We start from the raw sequence: 19138 nt of genomic DNA on the forward strand, positions 1-19138 counted from the left end.
AATACGCTTACAGGTGTCTAAAAATGGTAAATATAATCTTATAACCAGCCATGATGGTGCCCTTTACCGTGCCCGAGACTTTCGAAACTCCTATGCGCTGGCGATAGTTCACGGGTACATCCAGGGTTCTGAGTTTGAGTTTGGCCGCCTTCAGTTGCATTTCCACTGTCCAACCATAGTTGGTGTCCGTCATACCTATAGCCATCAGACTGCTGTATCGCACCGCCCTGAAAGGCCCAAGATCCGTATAACTCACTCCGTAAAACCACCTGATGAGTGTAGTCGCCAGCCAGTTTCCAAATACCTGTTGTGGGGTCATTGATCCCTTTTCTTTCTGACCCAATGCGCGTGACCCAATGACCAGATCAACTTCTCCCGAGAGAATTGGCTGTACCAGCTCCGGTAGCTGTGCAGGGTAGTCGGAGTGGTCACCATCCAAAAACACCACAATGTCTGGCTGAGTGGTGCTGTTGGCTATATGCTCCATTCCTTTCAGGCAGGCCTGGCCATACCCGCGGCGATTCTCCCTCAGTGCGGTGGCACCGCTTCGCTCGGCTTGGGCAAATGTATCATCGCTAGACCCATTGTCCACCACGATGATTTCTGATACCCAATCTTTTGGAATTTCATCGACTACCAATCCTACGGCGTTTTGCTCATTGAAAGCGGGAATGATGACCCGGATGTCGTTTTTCAAGCCTTTGTGTTTTGCGCTTCAAATTTAGTGCATGTATGCTCCATGGAGGTGTCCCATCTCTGACAATTGAGGGCAATCTGATGGATAGAAAATTACGTATTGGTTATCGAAACAATGAATTACTGATTAGGTTTAAAACCTTAAACCAAACCCCATTTTCTGAATGAAGAATTTGATGTTCTCCTTTTTCTTTTTAATAACACTCCATGGTTGGTCACAGCCTGCCAATGAATTTTCATTTGGCACTGAGGTGGTGATCAGTGATATTAACATCCCATGGGGGATGGACTGGCTACCCAATGGGGATATGCTGGTGACCGACATATCGGGGACACTATATAGATGGAATGGCACCAAACTGCAAGCCATCAGCGGAACTCCGGAGGTGGTAGCGGCGGGGCAGGGTGGCCTCCTGGATGTGAAAGTGCATCCGGATTTTGGGAAAAACGGATGGGTTTATCTGTCTTATTCCAAGCCTATGGGTGGCAATCTGGCTACCACCGCAGTGATACGCGGCAAGCTGCAGGGCAACGCATTTGTGGAGTCCGCTGAAGTGTTTAGGGCGGAACCTGCCTCAGACACCCGGCATCATTACGGATCGCGCATTGTCTTTGACCAGGCAGGCTATATGTATGTTTCTGTGGGAGATCGTGGCAATAGGGATGAGAACCCTCAAAAACTGAACAACCATTGTGGGAAGATTCACAGAATGAATGATGATGGCAGTGTGCCCAGGGACAATCCTTTTGCGGGAAACCCCATTGCCATGCAGACCATCTATTCCTATGGACATAGAAACCCTCAAGGGCTGGTTGTACACCCCGAAACAGGTGAGGTATGGGAGCACGAGCATGGGCCTAAAGGCGGAGACGAAGTGAATATCATTAAGCCCAAGAAGAACTATGGCTGGCCAGTGATTTCTTATGGCATCAATTACAATGGCACCAAATTCACAGAGATTACCGCCAAAGATGGCATGGAGCAGCCGGAAGTTTACTGGGTGCCTTCTATTGCCCCTAGTGGGATGGATTTTGTGACCTCAGACAAGTACGGCAAGCTCAAGGGAGACCTCCTGGTTGGGTCATTAAAGTTTGGCTACCTCCACCGGTGCGATGTAGAGGAAAATAAGATAGTGAAGGAAGAAAAGTACCTGGAGGGGATCGGCCGGGTGAGAAGTGTAAGGCAGGGTCCTGATGGGTTTGTGTATCTTGGTGTGGAAGGAAAAGGTGTTTTAAGATTATTACCAGATTGATTTTTTGACTATGAAAAAAGTGTACTACTTATCCACGTGTTCTACTTGCACGCGGATCATGAAGGAGCTGGGAATTGGTGAGGAGTTCGTTACCCAGGACATTAAGAAAGAGCCCATTACGGAGGCCCAAATAGAGGAGATGCAGGCTTTGGCGGGTTCGTATGAAGTGCTGTTCTCCAGAGTGGCTATGAAATACAAAGCCTGGGGCCTAAAAGAGAAGAACCTCACGGAGGAGGATTACAAGCGTTACATCTTAGAAGAATACACTTTTTTGAAGCGCCCCGTTTTCATCATTGATGACCAGATCTTCATTGGCAACAGCAAGAAAAATGTAGAGCTGGTGAAGGATGCAATCGGATAAAAGATGCCCTGACTGTCTCATGTGTAACTTTTCTTGCAGAAGAAGGTGCTAAAGTGAATGAACTATCGAACAAGATTCGTACATTCAGTCAATCTTTAGACAACATATGAGACACACCTTTTATTTCCTTACACCCCTCATACTGATAGCCGTTGGTTTGGTGGGGTATTATTATAGCTCGGACTGGCTTTGGAGCTATACGGTATTAATCCCACTGGCTTTTATCGGCTTTTATAACCGGGTACAGAGAAGTCATACCATTTTAAGGAACTTTCCACTGCTGGGGTATTTCAGATACTTCTTTGAGATGATCTCTCCGGAGATACAGCAGTATTTCATAGAGCGAAGTACAGACGGCAAGCCTTATAGCCGGAACCACCGGGCGTTGGTCTATCGCCGGGCTAAGAATGTGAATGACACGCATCCGTTTGGTACCCAGATGGATATCAACAATGACCACTACGAAGCTCTGCGACATTCTATCTACGCTACACCACCGGTAAAGGAATTTCCCCGGGTGACCATAGGCAGTAGCAAGTGCGGCCAACCATACAGTGCCTCTATTCTCAATATTTCTGCCATGAGCTTTGGGGCTTTGAGTAAGAATGCTATCAGAGCCCTGAACGGAGGTGCGAAAAAGGGAGGCTTTTACCACAATACGGGCGAAGGAGGGGTATCAGACTATCACCTGGCAGAGGGCGGAGATCTTGTATGGCAAATCGGGACCGGTTATTTTGGATGCAGAACACCCGAGGGAGATTTTAGTCCAGAGCTTTTTGCAGAAAAAGCGGCCAATCCGGTGGTGAAAATGATAGAGCTGAAAATCTCTCAGGGAGCCAAGCCGGGGCACGGGGGTGTACTTCCGGCCATTAAGAACAATGAAGAAATTGCCAGGATCAGGGGTGTGGAGCCTCATACCATGATCATCTCCCCTCCGGGACATAAGAATATCCGTGGGCCAGAAGACTTACTTTACTTTATTCAGAACCTGAGAGAATTGTCCAAAGGGAAGCCTGTTGGCTTTAAGCTGTGCGTGGGTCGTACAGAGGAGTTTATCGCTTTGGTACAAAAGATGAAAGCACTGGAGATCTGGCCGGATTTTATTACCGTAGATGGAGCCGAGGGAGGCACAGGTGCTGCCCCGCTGGAGTTTTCTGATTCGGTGGGATTACCACTGGAGCCCGCACTCATATTTGTACACAGCACCCTGCTGAAGTACGGATTGCGAGACGAAGTGAAAGTGATTGCAAGTGGTAAGGTACTGACGGCCTTTTCTATACTGAGAATGAAAGCACTGGGCGCCGATATCTGCAATTCGGCCCGGGCATTTATGTTCAGTCTGGGCTGTATACAGGCACTGCGCTGCAATACCAACGACTGCCCTACAGGTGTGGCTACTCAAAATGCCATGCTCACCAAAGGACTGGTGGTGACTGACAAGATCGATAGGGTCTACTATTTTCATCGCAACACCATCCATGCAGTACTGGAGTTATTGGGTGCCTGCGGGCTCTCTCACACAGAGGAGATTACTATAGATATGTTTGTGAAAGGAGACGAGATGGTAGCACTGACCAATCGCTACTTCCCGGATTCGGTTTTGAACCGAGTGGATGAATAAAGCACCAACGCTATTCCGTAACCTTTGAGCAAAGTGGAGTACTGAGTTCAGAGGTTACTGATAATGTTGTTTCCATCCTTATCTTTTTCGAAAGGTGTACCAATGCCCCCGATTTCAAATTGATGAAATCCAGGCCCAAGCGTGCGCGGGGAAACCCGGTCATTGTTTTCGATAATTTCTATCGCAAAGTCCTCACCTTCCAATAGTCGGATGTAGATCTTCTTTTCCCTAAGGTCGAGATTGTGAGTTTTGGTAACCGGAAACCTCATTTGGTACCATTTTTCCGCTTCACCAATTGAAGGAGTGAGCAAAGCCAGAAAATAAGGCTGTAGCCCTCTTTGTTCCTTGGTTTCGAAAAACTGGATACGGTTACCATCAGGATCCTTGATTAGAAAGGAGCGCCTGGAGAGGTTGTTGTCTTTGAATATATCGCCCAGGAACTCCACCTGGCCCCGCTGAAGCGATTCGAAAAGGTCGTCAAATTCATCGGTGAGAAATCCAATCTTAAAAAAACCATGCCTGTAATCTGGCGCGTCTGCCATAAGTTCCTCCGGACTCTTGAAGTGGATCGTGAAGTCATCCCTAAGCAGGGATTGCTTGTGGACGGGCTCAAACCCAAGGTGCTCTGCATACCATTCATGCAAAACCTGAGGTTGGAGCGTATGAATCACCATGGACCGGAACTGTATCTCCTGACTCTCGCTGCAGGAGAAAAGAGAAATGAGCAATATGGTACTGATCAGGGTGCGCATCATAGATTTACAAAATCAGAGAAATCACTGCGGCCCATCATGTCAGGTGCTGTATGATGAAGGAGTACGTCATGTTCGAGATAAGCCTTCAGGTTGGCCAGCCAAAAAGTCCAGCCTGTACCACAGCCATAGTAGACATTCATCTTACTCCGATCATCTGTGGGGATATGGTGTTGCGTGAGCGTCACCAGGGTCACACCTTTGCTTTCTTCAAGATCAATAGTCACCTGGGCTCCAGAGAAGGAGAATGCCAGATGGGTTCTGCCATCTGCCTCGTTGATGATGCCTGATTCACCGTCGGCCCAGTTGTGCCAATACCACAGGTAGGTGTCTCCGGCCTGTGCGTGCTCTTCTCGGGCACGCTTCACCTCGCGGTTGTCTGTGTATTCACAACTTCTGAGAAACCACGTTTCCATTCCTTTACTCGTGGCCCAATGCCAATAGATTTTCCCGGAAGGGGCGTTGATGTAAATTTTGCGCCTGAAAGTACTCCACGTTTGATCAGCCATGACATAATTTACTAAAATCCTGAAATATGGACACCATCACACGTTATTCAATAACTTTTGAGGGTTTTTTATTGTCTTGTAAACAAACCACCTTTGAGGTGGAAAAAAGTGATGAAAATGGGTGTATTTAAGAAAACGATGGGTTTGGTGCTATTGGGATTGTCGATGGGTTTATCTGGTTTCGGGCAGGTCGATCAGGTGAAGGTGGCGGAGTTTGCCAGGAGTTTTTCTGATCGCAATGAGATGAGTCTGGAAGAGGTCACAGTGATTCTGAATAATGCCAGGTATCAGGAGAGTATTATTCGGAAAATGGAAAAACCTGCTGAAGGCACTATGACCTGGGGGCGTTACCGAAAGATTTTCATGACGGAAGATCGCATCTCTGCCGGTGTTGAATTTTGGAAAGAAAATAAAGCAGTAATCAATGATGTAAGCTCCAAAACCGGTGTGGCGCCAGAAATCATTGTTGGGATCATTGGTGTAGAGACGTTCTATGGTCAGCGACAAGGGAACTACAGAGTGCTGGATGCCCTTTACACCCTGGCTTTTGGGTTTCCTAAGCGATCGTCATTTTTCACCGCTGAACTAGAGAAATTCCTACTGCTGGTGAAGGAGGAGAACCTGAATATGTACGAGATCAAGGGATCCTATGCTGGGGCCATGGGCTTTGCGCAGTTTATGCCCAGTAGCTATCAGGCATACGCCAAGAGCTACGACGAAGGAGGTTCAAGAAATCTGATGCAGGCCGATGACGCCATTGCCAGTGTGGCAAACTACCTGAAAGAGCATAGATGGAAAGAAGGTGAATTGGTGGCCTTACCCATCAAAAACATGGTCAATCCTACCAAGCTTACCCCGGGAGTAAAACCCAATAATTCCTTGCGCTTTTACAGTGACAATGGATACATGCCATCTGGCAATTTATCGCCTGCTACCATGGCTGCTTTGATTGAGCTGGAGCAGGAGGATGGAATGGAGTATTGGTTTGGGTTCAACAATTTCTATGTAATCACCCGGTACAACCATAGCGAATTATACGCCATGGCTGTGTTTCAACTCGCTGAGGCCATCAGGGCTGATTATGAAGCAGTGAAGCAATAGGGAGATTTAATAATTGGAATTCAACCTTCTTACGATACGAGATAAGGCAACATAAGCTCGCGCATCTCTTCGCGGCTTACGTCCTTGTTTTTGATGAGGAAGGCCACTACGTCCTGATTAAAGCCCAGACGTGTAGCCATCTGCCGGGCAAAGTATTCTTCGGATGATGTGACCATGTCATCAGCGATCACCACCAGGATGCAGTCCATCATAAAATCCATCTTATCTATGAGGGTCATGGGTGCCAGGCTTTCTGCGGTGGCCGGAGAGTCAAATATTTCTGTCAGCTCTTCAGTAGTCGCTCCATATTTCTGACTGATTTTCCTGATCACCTCCTTTTCAGCATCTGCAAAATCTTCGTCTACCATGGCTATTTTCACCAGTATACTGAGCTGCTTTTTCTTTTGAAAATCTAACATATCTGTATTTTACGAAAAAAAGATGATTCCTGCACGTCTCGTCACATAGATTTGCCGGGAGTTTGTGCCAGAAACAATCACGGAAGATGAACAAATGTGTTTTTTTGGATCGCGATGGAGTGATCAATAAAGATTATGTGGATTATGCTTATTCCCTGGATCGGTTTACCATCCTCAAGGGTGTGCCGGAGGCTGTTACCTTGCTGAAGGAAGCGGGATATGTGCTGGTGGTAGTCACCAACCAATCAGGGATTGCCAAAGGAGTCTACACCCGTGCACAGATGCAGGAGTGTCACGACTATATGCAAGCCGAACTGAACCACCAGATCGATAAAATCTATTATGCTCCCGGCCATGAAACCTACTCCGAGTCCTTGATGAGAAAGCCCAATACCTTAATGTTTGAGCGAGCTGTGGCCAAATTCAATATCGACCTGTCACAGTCGTGGATGGTGGGAGACAAAAAGAGAGATCTCATCCCTGCTATCAAGATGGGACTGAAGACGATTCAGGTGGATGGTCATGATGACCAAATGGCCGATTTTGTCGAGCCAGATCTTTTGGCTGCAGCCAGGAGGATTTTGATGGAAAACGGTTAGTGGTTGTTGGCTTCCGGCTTTGGGTAGCTGCTATGATTATTATATTCACAAAATAATAATCTGTATTTACTTCATAAATACAAATATTGTAATTAATTGATCTTTTTTGGTGGTGATTTACAATTTTCTGAGATAGAAAATTGGTATATTATTCCGAACCAAAAATGAACATTTATGAAACAACATTACTCAAGATGTCTTTTGACATTTCTAGCATTACTCTGCCTGAATGTGGCAATGGCTCAGGAAATAGACGTGAGCGGAACCATAATGGGAGGCGAAAACGGTGAGCCACTTCCTGGTGCCACCGTGATGGTAAAGGGAACTACCAACGGAACCATCACAGATTTTGATGGGAAATTCAAACTTAAAGCGCCTGCAGGTGCCAGACTGCTGGTGACTTCAATCGGATTTAAGTCTGCCGAAGTAGATGCTTCATCTAATGTGACCCTCACACTGGAGGAGGATGTCACGCGTCTCAATGAGGTAGTGATATCTGGTCTTGCGTCTACCGTGAAGCGGGGAAACTTGGCGAACTCGGTGGCTTCCATTTCTGCTAAAGAGCTGACAACAATGAGTAATCAGTCCACAATGGATGGAGCACTCTATGGTAAGTTTAAAGGCGCCAACATCGTCTCAAATTCAGGAGCTCCTGGTGGAGGTATATCCATCAAGCTCAGAGGCCTTACTTCTATCAATGGATCCAATGAACCACTTTACATCATTGATGGGGTTTATTTGGACAATTCATCCATTTCGGCCGGTTTAAATGTGGTATCAGCAGCTGCTGGTGGAGGTAGTCAGTCCAATCAGGACAATCCTTCGAACCGTATTGCCGATATAGACCCGGAAGACATAGCCTCTATTGAAATTTTGAAAGGTGCCAGTGCGGCTGCCATCTATGGATCACGAGCATCTGGCGGTGTGGTGATCATCACCACCAAGCGCGGGGAGCGTGGAGAAACGGAGGTCACACTTTCACAAACCGTAGGAGTGACTCAAATTCTTAACCCGCTGGGTACGCGAGAGTGGGATGCGGCCAAGGTAGAAGCGGCTTTTGGTGCAGACGAGGTGGCCAACTTTCAAAGCGCCCAGGCCGCAGGTAATCTGCATGATTATGAAGATGAGCTTTATGGCAATAAGGGTTTTCTATCTACCTCCAGAGTGACCGCTACAGGCGGTAGTGATAAGACAAAGTTCTTTATGGGAATTACCCGGAAAGATGACGAAGGTATCGTGAAGAATACCGGCTACGAAAAAACTTCTTTCAGACTCAACCTTGATCAGAAGATCGCATCCTGGCTCGACCTGAAGGCATCTACTAATTACATTCATTCATCAGCTGACAGAGGGTTTTTCAACAATGACAACTCTGGAAACACCATGGGGATTGCCTTTGTGGCCACTCCTTCATGGGCGCAATTGGGAAAGGGAAGCAATGGACTATATCCGAATAATCCTTATGCCGCTTCCAACTTTTTGCAGACGAGAGACCTCATTACCAACAATGAAACGGTGAACAGGTTTCTGGTGGGTGGAACTGTGGTGGCCAGATTGATCACACAAGACAATCAGTCTCTGCGACTGAATGTGAATGGAGGGATTGATCAATACACACTTTCCACAACAGCTATTTTCCCTAACACACTGCAGTTTCAGAAAGATGGCAATGGCTTGAATGGAGTGAGTGTACAGGGAAATACAGTCACTCAAAACTCCAACGCATCGATATTCTTGATCCACGATTTTTTTCCAGGCTCATCAGGTTTTTCATTTACCTCTCAGGTAGGTTTGACGTTTATCGATTTTGATCAGAATAACATCATTGCAACGGCCTCCAATATGAATGGAACCCAGACCAATCTTGATCAGTCTGGTTCTGTAAGTGTGGCTCAAAACCGAATCATTCAGCAGGATAGGGGCTTTTTCATTCAGGAGGAAGTAAACTTCAATGATATGGTGATTGCCACGGCCGGAGTGCGCGGTGATAAATCCTCTAACAATGGAGATGTAAACAAACTCTACTACTATCCAAAAGGCGCGATCGCCATCAATCTGCACAATTTCGATTTCTGGAATGTGAATTTTCTTCAGCAGACTAAACTGAGAGCAGCGTATGGAGAAGCGGGTAATTTCGCCGTTTTCGGTGACAAATTTTCCGCTCTGAATGCTGTGAATATTGACGGTTCCGGTGGTTTGATTATCAGCAATCTGAAAGGCAACAGAGAAATTGCCCCTGAGCGACAATCTGAATTTGAAACGGGAATAGATTTCGGTCTGATGGATGGAAAAATCTCCATTGACGCTACCTATTATGTGAAGAAAGTGGACGACCTGCTGTTGAGGGCACAAATCCCATCCTCTACTGGTCAGACCACTGCGGTGGTTAATGCTGCCACTATGGAAAACCGAGGTGTGGAAATAGGATTGAATATGAACCTGATAAGAAGAGAAAATTTCTCATGGTCAAGCACCACTTCTTTTTGGAGAAACACCTCTGAAGTGACCAGATTAGATATTCCTTCCTATACGGTGGGTGGTTTTGCTGATTTTCTCGGTCAGTTTAGGATCAAGGAAGGGCACAGTCCTACGGAGATTATTGGTGTAGGTGCCAATCCGGATGAAGATGGTTTGGTGGTCTTTGGCGATCAGCAACCTGATTTTCAAATGTCTTTTTTGAATCAGGTGAATTATGGTCCTTTGGAGTTCTCCATGCTTTGGCATTGGAAGCAGGGGGGTGAAAACATCAACCTGACGGCTTTGCTTTCTGACCTTAGTGGCACCAGTCCGGACTTTGATAAGGTGGATTTGGACCCTGAAGGTGAGCTCGGAAATGGAGATTATCGATTGAGTCAGCTTGGTGCCAATACTGCACCATATATAGAAAATGCCAGCTACGTAAGGCTGCGTGAAGTGGCGCTGTATTACAAGTTGCCGGTATTGCAGGACTATGCCAAGTCAGTGAAGATTGGAGTTTCGGCCAATAATTTGCTCAACTTCTTTGAGTACCGAAGCTACGATCCGGAAGTTTCTAATTTCGGCGGTCAGGGTTTGTCTTCCGGCGTGGAGGTCACTCCTTTCCCCTCTTCCAAAAGGTACAATTTTCACCTAATTGTTAAATTCTGAGAATCATGAAAAATTTCAAATACATACTTTTAAGCCTTCTTTTCACAGGTGTGTTTTCTTGTGAAATAGAAGAGATATCAGATCCGAACAATCCTAGTCTGGTGGATATAGAAGCAGATGCTACCAAGTCTGACATCCTTTTGCTGATCACTGGTACAGAGGAGCTGATGCGTTCGGAGATTGGCTTTTACTATGACGTACTGGGCATTTTGGGAAGGGAGTACTACTTCTTCACCAATTCTGATCCGAGATATACAGGTGAGCTCCTAGGTAAAGGAGATGCAGTGTTGGATGATGCCGGGTTTTACGGTACCAGGCCCTATGCAGGCCGGTATAAGGTGATCAGAAATGCGAACATTCTGATGACAGCTATGGCGAATACCAGTGAGACACTGACAGAAGCGGAACGAAACGGAGTGAAAGGTTTTGCCAAGACTTGTCAGGCCTACTCTTATTTGCTCGCCCTCAACCTGCAGTATCAGGGAGGTATTAGGATCGATGTGGCTGATACAGAGAATCTGGGAGCTTTTGTGGGTTATGATGCGGCTCTGGGAGCCATTGCCCAATTATTGGATCAGGCTTATACCGATCTGAATGGTGCGGGTAGTGAATTCATGTTTTCATTGTCCAGTGGATTTGCCGGATTTGATGACCCTGCCACTTTCGGCGAGTTTAACCGGGCCATCAGAGCCAGAGTGGCCCTTTATGCCGGTGATGAGGCTGGAGCTTTGGATGCTTTGGGAGACTCCTTTATGGATTTGAATGGTGACCTTAATGCAGGCCCGAAACACTATTATTCAGTAGTGGGAACAGAAGAGATCAACCCGATCTTCCGTGCTCCGGATCAAAGTGAAGCATTGATAGCTCATCCATCTTTCGTTACCGATATCAGAGCCGGAGACACAAGAATGTCTAAGGTGACTGAGCGCACGGAGACTGCCGTACTGGATGGACTGAGTGGTGATTATGATGTGACTGTTTATCCTTCCAATGCTTCGCCTATTCCGATTATACGCAATGAAGAACTCATCCTGATCTATGCTGAAGCCAACATCGGAACAGATAACCTTGAGGCTATAGACGCCCTTGAAGTGATTCGTGATGCCCACGGCCTTGGTGCGTACACAGGTGGATTTACGGATACCGATGTTCGTAACGAACTACTTTACAATCGCCGTTATTCGTTGTTTGGCGAGGCGCACCGTTGGATTGATCTGCGCAGGTATGACATGCTTCAGACACTGCCCAAGGATAGGGCCGGAGACGATGTGTGGACACAGCTGCCAAGACCAGTGAGTGAGAAAGAATAGTATAAATGAAGTAGAGAAAAGGGGTGTTCACCAGAGCACCCCTTTTTTATTCACAGATCATGTATTCGGTGTATCCTATGCCGAGTTCTTTGGCTTTTTCCCAGTCCCGGGCTGCACCTTCCCGATTTTCCAACATACATTTTGCTGTTCCCCGGCTTACATAGGCTTCTGCAAAGTTGGGCTTTAGTGCCAGGGTTTTATCAAACTCCTCGATGGCTTTTTGGGCATTTTGATCAGAAAGAAAAATGTATCCTTTTTCATAATAGGCGTCTGCATAGTCAGGATTGAGACTAGTGGCCATATCGAGATCATTGATTGCGGATTTTTTCTCTCCCAGCAACGACCTACACACTCCACGCAGATAATAGATTTCGGCATTATCAGGATTATAAGCTGCAGCTTTGTTGAAGTCCAAAATAGCACCCTTATAGTCTTCCTCCAGGTACTTGTCGTATCCCGCATTGAGGTATTCCTCGGGGTCCTGGGCCAGGGATAGATGCGTCAAAAAAAGGAAAATGATCGTCAGTGCTTTCATATGTCAAAATTACCGAACGGCAGAAGCTGCTTAAAGTTCGAGGAAATCCCTATTTTTTGGAGTTGTGGGCTACTGCGATAGATTTCATGGCCCACTCAGTAAGTAATGTTCTGTCTTCCAGCACATCCAATGGTACCTCCCAATAGGGGAGTCCTTTACTTTTGCTGCCCATCGTGAAAGGTGTCATGCCTCTGGTTTTATAGTCAGCCAGGTTGTTTTCATCCACCTTGAGTCTAAAAATGCCCCCTCCGATCATTCCAAACATTCTGTCCTGGTGAAAGAAGCCTATGCCTCCAAACATGCGTTTGTGACTGATTTCGGGGATTCCGGAGAGCTGATCAAGAATAAAGTTGAGGTCAGATTCGCTGTATGCCATGAGTAAGGTTAGTTAAGGTGCTTTTCCATGATGACCAATTCAAAACTTTGAATCCGGATGACTTCATCATTCATTAGTTGGTAGCCCAATTGTTCATAGAAGGATTGCAAATGTTTATGGGGTCTCAGAAAGACGCGCCTGGCATTTTTGGATCGGGCAATGTTTTCAAGATTTTCGATGATCATACGGCCAATCCCTAATCCACGGTAGGATTTTATAACAGCAATTCGTGCCAACTGCCAGCCCGAGGCGGGTACCTCAGTTAACCGACCAGTACCTATCAGTTCTTTGTCGGCATACGCGAGCAAATGTATACTGGTGGCATCATCGGCATCATGGTCCAGGTGCGGAGGGATGCCCTGCTCTTTCACGAAAACCTCTGACCGGATTTTTAATGCCCGATCGAGATCATTCTTCTCTTCAGCTATGACCATTCTGAGCTTCATACTTAAAGGTACAAAGCTTTTAGCTTTTGATTTTAAGACTGTTGTTTCCAATCAAAATTGGCTCATTGAAGCGGCCGTCTTCGTCCCTGTTTTCCAGGTTGAGCACTCCTCTTGGACATACGGACGAGCAGACTCCACAGCCTACACAGCTGGAGCGAACGATGTTTTGTCCCCGCTGGGCATACCAGCGTACGTCTATGCCCATTTCACAGTAAGTGGAGCAATTGCCGCATGAGATGCACTGACCTCCATTGGTGGTGATTCGGAATTTAGATTTGAATCGCTGCACCAGACCCAGATAGGCGGCCAGAGGGCAGCCAAAACGACACCAGACCCTGTTGCCCATCAACGGGTAAAAGCCCGTGCCTATCACTCCGGAAAAGATAGACCCAATGGCGAATCCATAGGGTTTCCTCAGAAAAGTATAGGTATCCAGCCCCAGGAGTGTGTTGGATCCGGTAATGAACGTATACAACACCCCGATGGTCATAATGACTGCAAAGACAAGTACACCATGCACCAGCCAGCGTTCTATTTTCCACGCTTTGAGTGATTTGTCCGAAAGCTGCCGAAAGGAGTCGCCTGCGGTTTCGGCCAGACCCCCACAGCCGCATACCCAGGAGCAGTACCACCGCTTTCCGAAAAAGAATACAAAAACCGGGACGCCGATCACAAAAAGGGTGATCCCCCAGGCAAACATGAAGATGCCCAATCCGCCTGCTGACGTAAGCGTATTGATATGCCAGGCATCGAAGAAGTCATAATCCAATGGCCACATGTTTTTGAAATCAAAATAGGGCTGATTGAGACGCACCAGAATTTCGGGAAGGAGAAAAGCAATGGCCAGCTGGAAAAACATAACCGAACAGGTCCTAACGATCTGGTACTTGCTGTGGCGGTATTTGATGATCATGCGTATGCCCATGACTAGCACTGCGAAAGAGTAGAGAAATCCATAAAGAAACCACTGGCTCGACTCTCCACCCGGATTGATCAGCTTCTGTATGGGATCCACCAGAATGATCCAGTTGGTAACATAGGCAGGATAAAAGTACAGCGCGATGTAAAACAGGATGAGCAAGGACCCTATGAGTATGCCCATCCAGCCCCGGTTATTCAGTGCGTGGTGGAAGATCCCATTGTTTTTGATACCAGCAGGGCCAGCCAGGGTGACCTGGGGGAGGATAAACATCAATGCGCCCAGTGTACCTATCCCAAAGATTAAGGCGAGCAGCAATGAGGTGTGAGTGGTTATGAGTCCGCTGGTGGAGGCTCTGGTGAGCGCCCCGGCATAGTCATCGTAAATGATTTTATCCCATTTTTGCTGCACCCGGTTTTCATCATTCACGGTTTCAATGGCCCCATTGATGGCATTGACGAAGGGAATGCTAAAATGGTATGTTTGGCCGAAGAGCGGTTCAAAACTGGCTTTCAATAAGGCCTGGTGCTCCGGTTTCACTTTTTCTGCAAAGGTGTCCTCTGAGAGTCGGTAAGAAGACATAAAAAAGAGCGAGAGAAAAAGTCCAAATGAAAAGAGGAATAGAATGAGGCCTGTATATCTGATTGCTTTCATTTTAACTTAGGATTTTTTCTAGAAATGACTTCTTCCTCACGCTGACTCTGAGGTTGGGAAACTCTGCATTAAACTTTTGCTGGATATCACCTTCCCAATGGGTAAAAAACTCCGGATCAAAATTGGCTTTGGGTAGGTTTTCCATTACAAACTGAATGGATTTCTCTTTGCTGATCCACTCGTCCCAAACTTCATGTCGGTTTCTGATGCCAAAAATATTCACACCTTTCACCGCTTTGGTACCGGTTTCGAAAATGACCTTGATGCATTTCTTTTTATCACTGGCTTCCCAGTAGAAGGCGGTACAATCAGCCGGGCACTGCGGTGGTACCACCCCGTAGTTTTGATATTCTATGTCGAAAAACTTGGCCGAGTTGAACCATACTCCGGGCTGATAGCTGGTCTTGGTGCCAGTAATGGTTTGGGCTACGGTTTCACCCATCATTCTTCCAGCGTACCATACGGCTTCTATGGCCCGGCGATGGGGGAGCGGATGCTTTAGTTGTGCACAATCCCCAATAGCATACACGTCGGGGATATTGGTTTGCAGGAATTCATCCACCAAAATGCCTCTGTCCGTATCGATGGCAGCACCTTTGAAAAGACTGATGTTGGGGCTTACACCCACCGTGAGGCCTACAAACTGACAGTCTATTATTTCACCAGATTTAGTTTTTACACCTTTTACCTGGCCCTGACCATCGTCCAGTATTTCATCCAGTTCTGTTTCAGGTCTCAGGTCGATCCCCTGCTCAGCCAGGTGATGGTCTATGAGCATTGCTTCCTCCTGTGGGAGCATGTTGTCCCAAAAGTGCTTTTCCCGGATGAGGTAAGTGACTGGAATGTGCCGGGAGTGTAGCATCTCCGCCATTTCTACCCCGATGAGCCCACCACCCAGAATCACCGCATGTTTGATCCCTTTGGTGTTTTCCTCCATAAGGTCCAGATCCTGCTTACTGTAAAGCCCCTGGACCCCCTTTAGGTCCTGACCCGGCCAGCCGAATTTATTCGAGACACTTCCGGTAGCGATGATGAGCTTATCGTAGGTCATGGATTCGGCTGAGTCGAAGTGAAGGCTTTTCTGCTCAAAATCAATACTTGATACCCAGGCTTTTTTAAGATCAATCCGGTTTTTCACCCAAAACCAATCTTCATAGGGCTTGGTGTGCTCATACTTCATATGCCCCATGTAGATGTACATAAGGGCTGTGCGGCTAAAGAAGTGGTCCGTTTCACCGCTGATCACGGTGATTCGATCATCGCTCCGTTTTCTGATGTGCCGGGCTGCTGTAATGCCGGCTATGCCGTTACCAAGGATTACGATATGCTGCATAGTTGAGTGTGTTGCGGTCTAAAAGTACGCTGTTCGGTTGATGCCCGGATATATCTTCTCTATTATTAGCCGGCCTATGTCAATTTGTTGACACTTGACTTTGAACAAGTGCCACTATATCACGTATTGAAGATAAAACATTCGCAATGAGATACTTCCTGATATTGACTATTTGTATGAGTTTTTTTGAAGCTTCGGCACAAACTTTTTTTGATCGCGCAGATGCTTTTTTCTCACAATATGTGGACGAAGGGAATGTGAACTATGCCTTGATCAGGAAGGAGCCTCGTACACTGAATGCGCTGGTGAAAGAAATCGCTGAGTTGGATTTGTCTAATAAGCGTGTCACAGCGGATTACCTGAAATCATTTTATATCAATGCTTACAATATCCTGGTGATCAAGCAGGTGGTGGACCGGTATCCCATTGCTGGCCCACTGAAGGTGGAGGGATTTTTCAATGGAATTAAGCATACGGTGATGGGGCAGGAGATGACCCTGGACGAATTGGAGAAGGGCACGTTATATAAACAGTTTCCAGATCCACGGCTGCATTTTGTTTTGGTGTGTGCGGCTAAGGGTTGTCCCCCGCTGGCGAGTTATAGTTATAAACCAACAGGGCTCGACAGGCAGTTAACTACCAGAACCAGAGAGGTTTTGAACTTAGATTGGTTTGTTCGGGTTAATAATGGTAAGGTACAAGTCTCTCAGATTTTTGAATGGTATAAGGGAGACTTTGAGAAGGATGGAGAAAGTGTAAAGACCTTTATTAACCAATACAGGAAGCCAGCAATAGAAGAGAATATGAAGCTCGGATCATATGAGTATGACTGGGCGTTGAATGAGCAATAAAGACATTGGTGGGTTACTGATAAATAAGGTTAGGTTAGGTTTTAAAATCCCATCAATAAAGAAGCCCCGCACGGATCAGCGGGGCTTTAATTTTTTGTACGGACTCATTTCATATGGGCGGCCCAAAACTTACATCCGGGTATAAGCTTCATCGGCTAATCGATTGAAATCAGCCCAGCGAGCGTTATCATCATTAAAGACCTGGTCTTCCGGGTTCTTCTTAGGGTCGAGTCGTTTGGCTGCCGGGATCTGCTCCTCAGAATTTTCACGAATGTCGCTTACTTTGAGTACCTGCTCTATTTCAAAAAGAGACTTTTCATTCTTCTCGAAAAAATGAATTTTAGTGAGTTCCAGATCCACATCGATGTGGAAGTACTCTGGATACCACGCGCCATTGAGGTATTGATAGCGGAGCGTTTTGGTGATGTTGGGATTGCTCACGGTGAGCCCAAATGCCAGCAGCACCGGTTCAACAGCAAACGGAATGACAAACTTGCCAGTGTAATCAATAGAGGCAAATGCATCTGATTGCAGGTCAATATAAATTCGCCCTTTGGTTTTGAGGTGATCCACTGTTCCTTTGGATTGGAAGCTGATGACCAGGAGTTCCCTGCCCTGATAGATCACCGGGTCGTCAAACCGGTATTTAAATTTTTTGAACTGGGTGCTGTCCAGAAATGGCTCCAGTTTTTTACTCAGATCCATGGAGAGGATTTCGTCAGGCCCACTAAAGGTTCCTTCTATAATGCCTATACCACTTTCATCACCTGCCTCTATTTCCTCACCTTTTTTCTGAGCCCTGCGCTTTCTGCGGTCGTCCTTTTTGTCAAAAGTAGATTTCATGAATTGTACTTCCTGCGGATTTTCAGCAGTTTCATAGAGCACCAGTTGATATTGGTTGGGGATGGTGTCCTGATAAGATGTATAGTAGGACTTGAAGACCCCTTCGGTAAATGCCAGGTATCCGCCGTTTTCAAGAAATTTTTCGCGGTAGTAAGACATGGAGGAAAATGGTTCTTTGGGCAAGGATTTGCCCATGTTTTTGACCACTCGCCGGATATAATCCTCAGGTGAAAGTGGGCGAAACACTAATTCTGCCAGAGTGAGCGTAGCGGGCTTGAGGAGGATAGTTTCGGGTGAGTCACTGTCTCTCCGGACAGGCATAGCAGCAGAGGAATAGCCCATATAGCTGATTTGGACATCCTTACCCACACAGCTAGCCGGAATATTGAGCTCAAAGTACCCGTCATTGTTAGATACCGTGCCGATGGACGTGCCGGCAAAATTAATAGTGGCAAATGGCAATGGATCTTTGGTTTCAGCATCTTTTACCAGGCCCTTTACCATCTGTCCATTGGCTTCCAGCAGGGTGAAGAGTACAAGGGTCCAAAGCACGGTCAATCGTTTCATAGTCGGCAGAATATTTACTTCTGCTCTATGATGCACAAAACAGGCCTTAAGTTTCAGGTGTTGTAAAATAATTTTTCAGGCTAATACCTGAAAGTGTTTTTTGAGTCATTGAGTGACCAGTCGTAATCATAGGTGGCTATGTCGTGATTGTCGGGGATCTGGATGATTCTGTACTTATTGATAAAAGTCTTGACACTGCCGGCATCATTCACAAAGTCAGGCAGGTACCAGTCGAATACTTTAGAGACGAGCGTCCGGTCTTTGTAAATACGCACATACCAGCTGATATTGAGCACCTCACGGGTTTTGGTTTCTATTTGGGTCTCGAGCGAGTCAGGCATGTAAGCATAATCCGCTATGGGTGGGCACCCGATGGCCGCACAAACGAGCACAAAATGAAGCCTCGGGTCTGGGAATGCCGCGAAAAGAATTTCTTTTTCCAGTTCGTCCAATGTTACATTTCTTCCGGCTACCCGATAAGTTTTCTGATTGAAAAAACCCGGAATGGTCATCGGTCCGTCGGTTGGGTAGTTTTCCACAATTTGTTTGATCACCAGCAGGTTATAGGCATTGGTGTAAAAGGCCTTTTGTTCATCCAGTGTTTTACCAGCTATCCGGTAATTCCCAATCTGACGCACCAGACCATCAAGTGGCACCGGATTGTTTTTGAGGCTGTCATAATTGATCAGCCCACTGGATACATAGCTCTCAAAGAAAGCCTGAGCATCGCTGAAAAAATCTTTTGGCTGACCCAGTAAGCCGGAGGAACATAAAAGGAGAGCGGAGGCGATTAAGATTTTCATGTTTTATATTAAGAAATTATTCCCGTAAAAACTAAGGAAGAAACAATCCTAAAGACAGTTTTCA

At 46.4% G+C, this 19138-nt stretch carries 19 protein-coding genes; 8 read left to right on the top strand and 11 right to left on the bottom strand.

Annotated features, from left to right (window positions below):
* Positions 1-7: 7 nt before the first annotated feature.
* Positions 8-697 carry a glycosyltransferase family 2 protein gene (locus ACHKAR_RS11640; protein ID WP_395417515.1) on the bottom strand — a complete coding sequence of 230 codons (690 nt, stop codon included), beginning with the start codon at positions 695-697 and terminating at the stop codon, positions 8-10.
* 163 nt (positions 698-860) lie between these two features.
* On the opposite strand from ACHKAR_RS11640, the gene ACHKAR_RS11645 reads away from it, so the two are divergent.
* From ACHKAR_RS11645 to ACHKAR_RS11655, 3 genes are all read left to right on the top strand, one after another.
* Positions 861-1949 carry a PQQ-dependent sugar dehydrogenase gene (locus ACHKAR_RS11645; protein ID WP_395417516.1) on the top strand — a complete coding sequence of 363 codons (1089 nt, stop codon included), beginning with the start codon at positions 861-863 and terminating at the stop codon, positions 1947-1949.
* 10 nt (positions 1950-1959) lie between these two features.
* Positions 1960-2310 (top strand): arsenate reductase family protein, encoded by a 351-nt coding sequence (locus tag ACHKAR_RS11650; protein ID WP_395417517.1) that lies wholly within the window; start codon positions 1960-1962, stop codon positions 2308-2310.
* 106 nt (positions 2311-2416) lie between these two features.
* Positions 2417-3931: an FMN-binding glutamate synthase family protein gene (locus ACHKAR_RS11655; protein ID WP_395417518.1), complete on the top strand. Its 1515-nt coding sequence runs from the start codon at positions 2417-2419 to the stop codon at positions 3929-3931.
* A gap of 47 nt (positions 3932-3978) precedes the next feature.
* Here ACHKAR_RS11655 and ACHKAR_RS11660 read toward each other — a convergent pair whose 3' ends face one another.
* The gene (locus ACHKAR_RS11660; RefSeq protein ID WP_395417519.1) at positions 3979-4686 is read right to left on the bottom strand and encodes a VOC family protein; all 708 of its coding nucleotides are present in this window, start codon (positions 4684-4686) and stop codon (positions 3979-3981) included.
* Positions 4683-5192: an SRPBCC family protein gene (locus ACHKAR_RS11665; protein ID WP_395417520.1), complete on the bottom strand. Its 510-nt coding sequence runs from the start codon at positions 5190-5192 to the stop codon at positions 4683-4685. Before ACHKAR_RS11665 ends, ACHKAR_RS11660 begins: the two co-directional genes overlap by 4 nt.
* Positions 5193-5285: 93 nt before the next feature.
* Here ACHKAR_RS11665 and mltB point away from each other — a divergent pair, with 93 nt between their 5' ends.
* On the top strand, positions 5286-6293 hold the full coding sequence (mltB, locus tag ACHKAR_RS11670) for a lytic murein transglycosylase B (protein ID WP_395417521.1): 1008 nt from the start codon (positions 5286-5288) through the stop codon (positions 6291-6293).
* A 29-nt stretch (positions 6294-6322) separates the two neighbouring features.
* Here mltB and ACHKAR_RS11675 read toward each other — a convergent pair whose 3' ends face one another.
* On the bottom strand, positions 6323-6712 hold the full coding sequence (locus tag ACHKAR_RS11675) for a hypothetical protein (RefSeq protein WP_395417522.1): 390 nt from the start codon (positions 6710-6712) through the stop codon (positions 6323-6325).
* Positions 6713-6798: 86 nt separating this feature from the next.
* On the opposite strand from ACHKAR_RS11675, the gene ACHKAR_RS11680 reads away from it, so the two are divergent.
* The 3 genes from ACHKAR_RS11680 to ACHKAR_RS11690 all read left to right on the top strand — a co-directional run bounded on the left by ACHKAR_RS11680 (position 6799) and on the right by ACHKAR_RS11690 (position 11747).
* Positions 6799-7311 (top strand): D-glycero-alpha-D-manno-heptose-1,7-bisphosphate 7-phosphatase, encoded by a 513-nt coding sequence (locus ACHKAR_RS11680; RefSeq protein ID WP_395417523.1) that lies wholly within the window; start codon positions 6799-6801, stop codon positions 7309-7311.
* A gap of 174 nt (positions 7312-7485) precedes the next feature.
* Entirely contained in the window at positions 7486-10437 is a 2952-nt protein-coding gene (locus tag ACHKAR_RS11685; protein ID WP_395417524.1) for a SusC/RagA family TonB-linked outer membrane protein, read from the top strand.
* A gap of 5 nt (positions 10438-10442) precedes the next feature.
* The gene (locus tag ACHKAR_RS11690) at positions 10443-11747 is read left to right on the top strand and encodes a RagB/SusD family nutrient uptake outer membrane protein (protein ID WP_395417525.1); all 1305 of its coding nucleotides are present in this window, start codon (positions 10443-10445) and stop codon (positions 11745-11747) included.
* Positions 11748-11793: 46 nt separating this feature from the next.
* Here the strand turns inward: ACHKAR_RS11690 and ACHKAR_RS11695 are convergent, their stop codons facing one another.
* The 5 genes from ACHKAR_RS11695 to ACHKAR_RS11715 are packed head-to-tail and all read right to left on the bottom strand — an operon-like array spanning position 11794 to position 16010.
* Positions 11794-12282 carry a tetratricopeptide repeat protein gene (locus tag ACHKAR_RS11695; RefSeq protein ID WP_159585115.1) on the bottom strand — a complete coding sequence of 163 codons (489 nt, stop codon included), beginning with the start codon at positions 12280-12282 and terminating at the stop codon, positions 11794-11796.
* A 49-nt stretch (positions 12283-12331) separates the two neighbouring features.
* Entirely contained in the window at positions 12332-12658 is a 327-nt protein-coding gene (locus ACHKAR_RS11700) for a TfoX/Sxy family protein (protein ID WP_395417526.1), read from the bottom strand.
* A gap of 8 nt (positions 12659-12666) precedes the next feature.
* Complete coding sequence (locus ACHKAR_RS11705) at positions 12667-13104, bottom strand: GNAT family N-acetyltransferase (protein WP_395417527.1); 438 nt, start codon at positions 13102-13104, stop codon at positions 12667-12669.
* 19 nt (positions 13105-13123) lie between these two features.
* Positions 13124-14677 carry a 4Fe-4S binding protein gene (locus tag ACHKAR_RS11710; RefSeq protein WP_395417528.1) on the bottom strand — a complete coding sequence of 518 codons (1554 nt, stop codon included), beginning with the start codon at positions 14675-14677 and terminating at the stop codon, positions 13124-13126.
* A 1-nt stretch (position 14678) separates the two neighbouring features.
* Positions 14679-16010 carry an NAD(P)/FAD-dependent oxidoreductase gene (locus tag ACHKAR_RS11715; protein WP_395417529.1) on the bottom strand — a complete coding sequence of 444 codons (1332 nt, stop codon included), beginning with the start codon at positions 16008-16010 and terminating at the stop codon, positions 14679-14681.
* 146 nt (positions 16011-16156) lie between these two features.
* Between ACHKAR_RS11715 and ACHKAR_RS11720 the strand changes: the two genes are divergently transcribed.
* Positions 16157-16861 (top strand): DUF547 domain-containing protein, encoded by a 705-nt coding sequence (locus ACHKAR_RS11720; RefSeq protein ID WP_395417530.1) that lies wholly within the window; start codon positions 16157-16159, stop codon positions 16859-16861.
* A 129-nt stretch (positions 16862-16990) separates the two neighbouring features.
* On the opposite strand, the gene ACHKAR_RS11725 is transcribed toward ACHKAR_RS11720, so the two are convergent.
* Both ACHKAR_RS11725 and ACHKAR_RS11730 read right to left on the bottom strand, forming a co-directional pair.
* Positions 16991-18271 carry a carboxypeptidase-like regulatory domain-containing protein gene (locus ACHKAR_RS11725; protein ID WP_395417531.1) on the bottom strand — a complete coding sequence of 427 codons (1281 nt, stop codon included), beginning with the start codon at positions 18269-18271 and terminating at the stop codon, positions 16991-16993.
* Positions 18272-18351: 80 nt separating this feature from the next.
* Positions 18352-19074 (bottom strand): DUF547 domain-containing protein, encoded by a 723-nt coding sequence (locus ACHKAR_RS11730; protein WP_395417532.1) that lies wholly within the window; start codon positions 19072-19074, stop codon positions 18352-18354.
* Positions 19075-19138: the final 64 nt, after the last annotated feature.

The sequence above is a fragment of the Marinoscillum luteum genome (assembly GCF_044005705.1).
Lineage (GTDB): Bacteria > Bacteroidota > Bacteroidia > Cytophagales > Cyclobacteriaceae > Marinoscillum > Marinoscillum luteum.

What these genes read in the sequence shown, in the direction of transcription:
- ACHKAR_RS11645 (WP_395417516.1), top strand. Translation starts at nt 861, where the DNA reads ATGAAGAATTTGATGTTCTCCTTTTTCTTTTTAATAACACTCCATGGT.
- ACHKAR_RS11650 (WP_395417517.1), top strand. Translation starts at nt 1,960, where the DNA reads ATGAAAAAAGTGTACTACTTATCCACGTGTTCTACTTGCACGCGGATC.
- ACHKAR_RS11655 (WP_395417518.1), top strand. Translation starts at nt 2,417, where the DNA reads ATGAGACACACCTTTTATTTCCTTACACCCCTCATACTGATAGCCGTT.
- ACHKAR_RS11660 (WP_395417519.1), bottom strand. Translation starts at nt 4,686, where the DNA reads ATGATGCGCACCCTGATCAGTACCATATTGCTCATTTCTCTTTTCTCC.
- ACHKAR_RS11665 (WP_395417520.1), bottom strand. Translation starts at nt 5,192, where the DNA reads ATGGCTGATCAAACGTGGAGTACTTTCAGGCGCAAAATTTACATCAAC.
- ACHKAR_RS11675 (WP_395417522.1), bottom strand. Translation starts at nt 6,712, where the DNA reads ATGTTAGATTTTCAAAAGAAAAAGCAGCTCAGTATACTGGTGAAAATA.
- ACHKAR_RS11680 (WP_395417523.1), top strand. Translation starts at nt 6,799, where the DNA reads ATGAACAAATGTGTTTTTTTGGATCGCGATGGAGTGATCAATAAAGAT.
- ACHKAR_RS11685 (WP_395417524.1), top strand. Translation starts at nt 7,486, where the DNA reads ATGAAACAACATTACTCAAGATGTCTTTTGACATTTCTAGCATTACTC.
- ACHKAR_RS11690 (WP_395417525.1), top strand. Translation starts at nt 10,443, where the DNA reads ATGAAAAATTTCAAATACATACTTTTAAGCCTTCTTTTCACAGGTGTG.
- ACHKAR_RS11695 (WP_159585115.1), bottom strand. Translation starts at nt 12,282, where the DNA reads ATGAAAGCACTGACGATCATTTTCCTTTTTTTGACGCATCTATCCCTG.
- ACHKAR_RS11700 (WP_395417526.1), bottom strand. Translation starts at nt 12,658, where the DNA reads ATGGCATACAGCGAATCTGACCTCAACTTTATTCTTGATCAGCTCTCC.
- ACHKAR_RS11705 (WP_395417527.1), bottom strand. Translation starts at nt 13,104, where the DNA reads ATGAAGCTCAGAATGGTCATAGCTGAAGAGAAGAATGATCTCGATCGG.
- ACHKAR_RS11710 (WP_395417528.1), bottom strand. Translation starts at nt 14,677, where the DNA reads ATGAAAGCAATCAGATATACAGGCCTCATTCTATTCCTCTTTTCATTT.
- ACHKAR_RS11715 (WP_395417529.1), bottom strand. Translation starts at nt 16,010, where the DNA reads ATGCAGCATATCGTAATCCTTGGTAACGGCATAGCCGGCATTACAGCA.
- ACHKAR_RS11720 (WP_395417530.1), top strand. Translation starts at nt 16,157, where the DNA reads ATGAGATACTTCCTGATATTGACTATTTGTATGAGTTTTTTTGAAGCT.
- ACHKAR_RS11725 (WP_395417531.1), bottom strand. Translation starts at nt 18,271, where the DNA reads ATGAAACGATTGACCGTGCTTTGGACCCTTGTACTCTTCACCCTGCTG.
- ACHKAR_RS11730 (WP_395417532.1), bottom strand. Translation starts at nt 19,074, where the DNA reads ATGAAAATCTTAATCGCCTCCGCTCTCCTTTTATGTTCCTCCGGCTTA.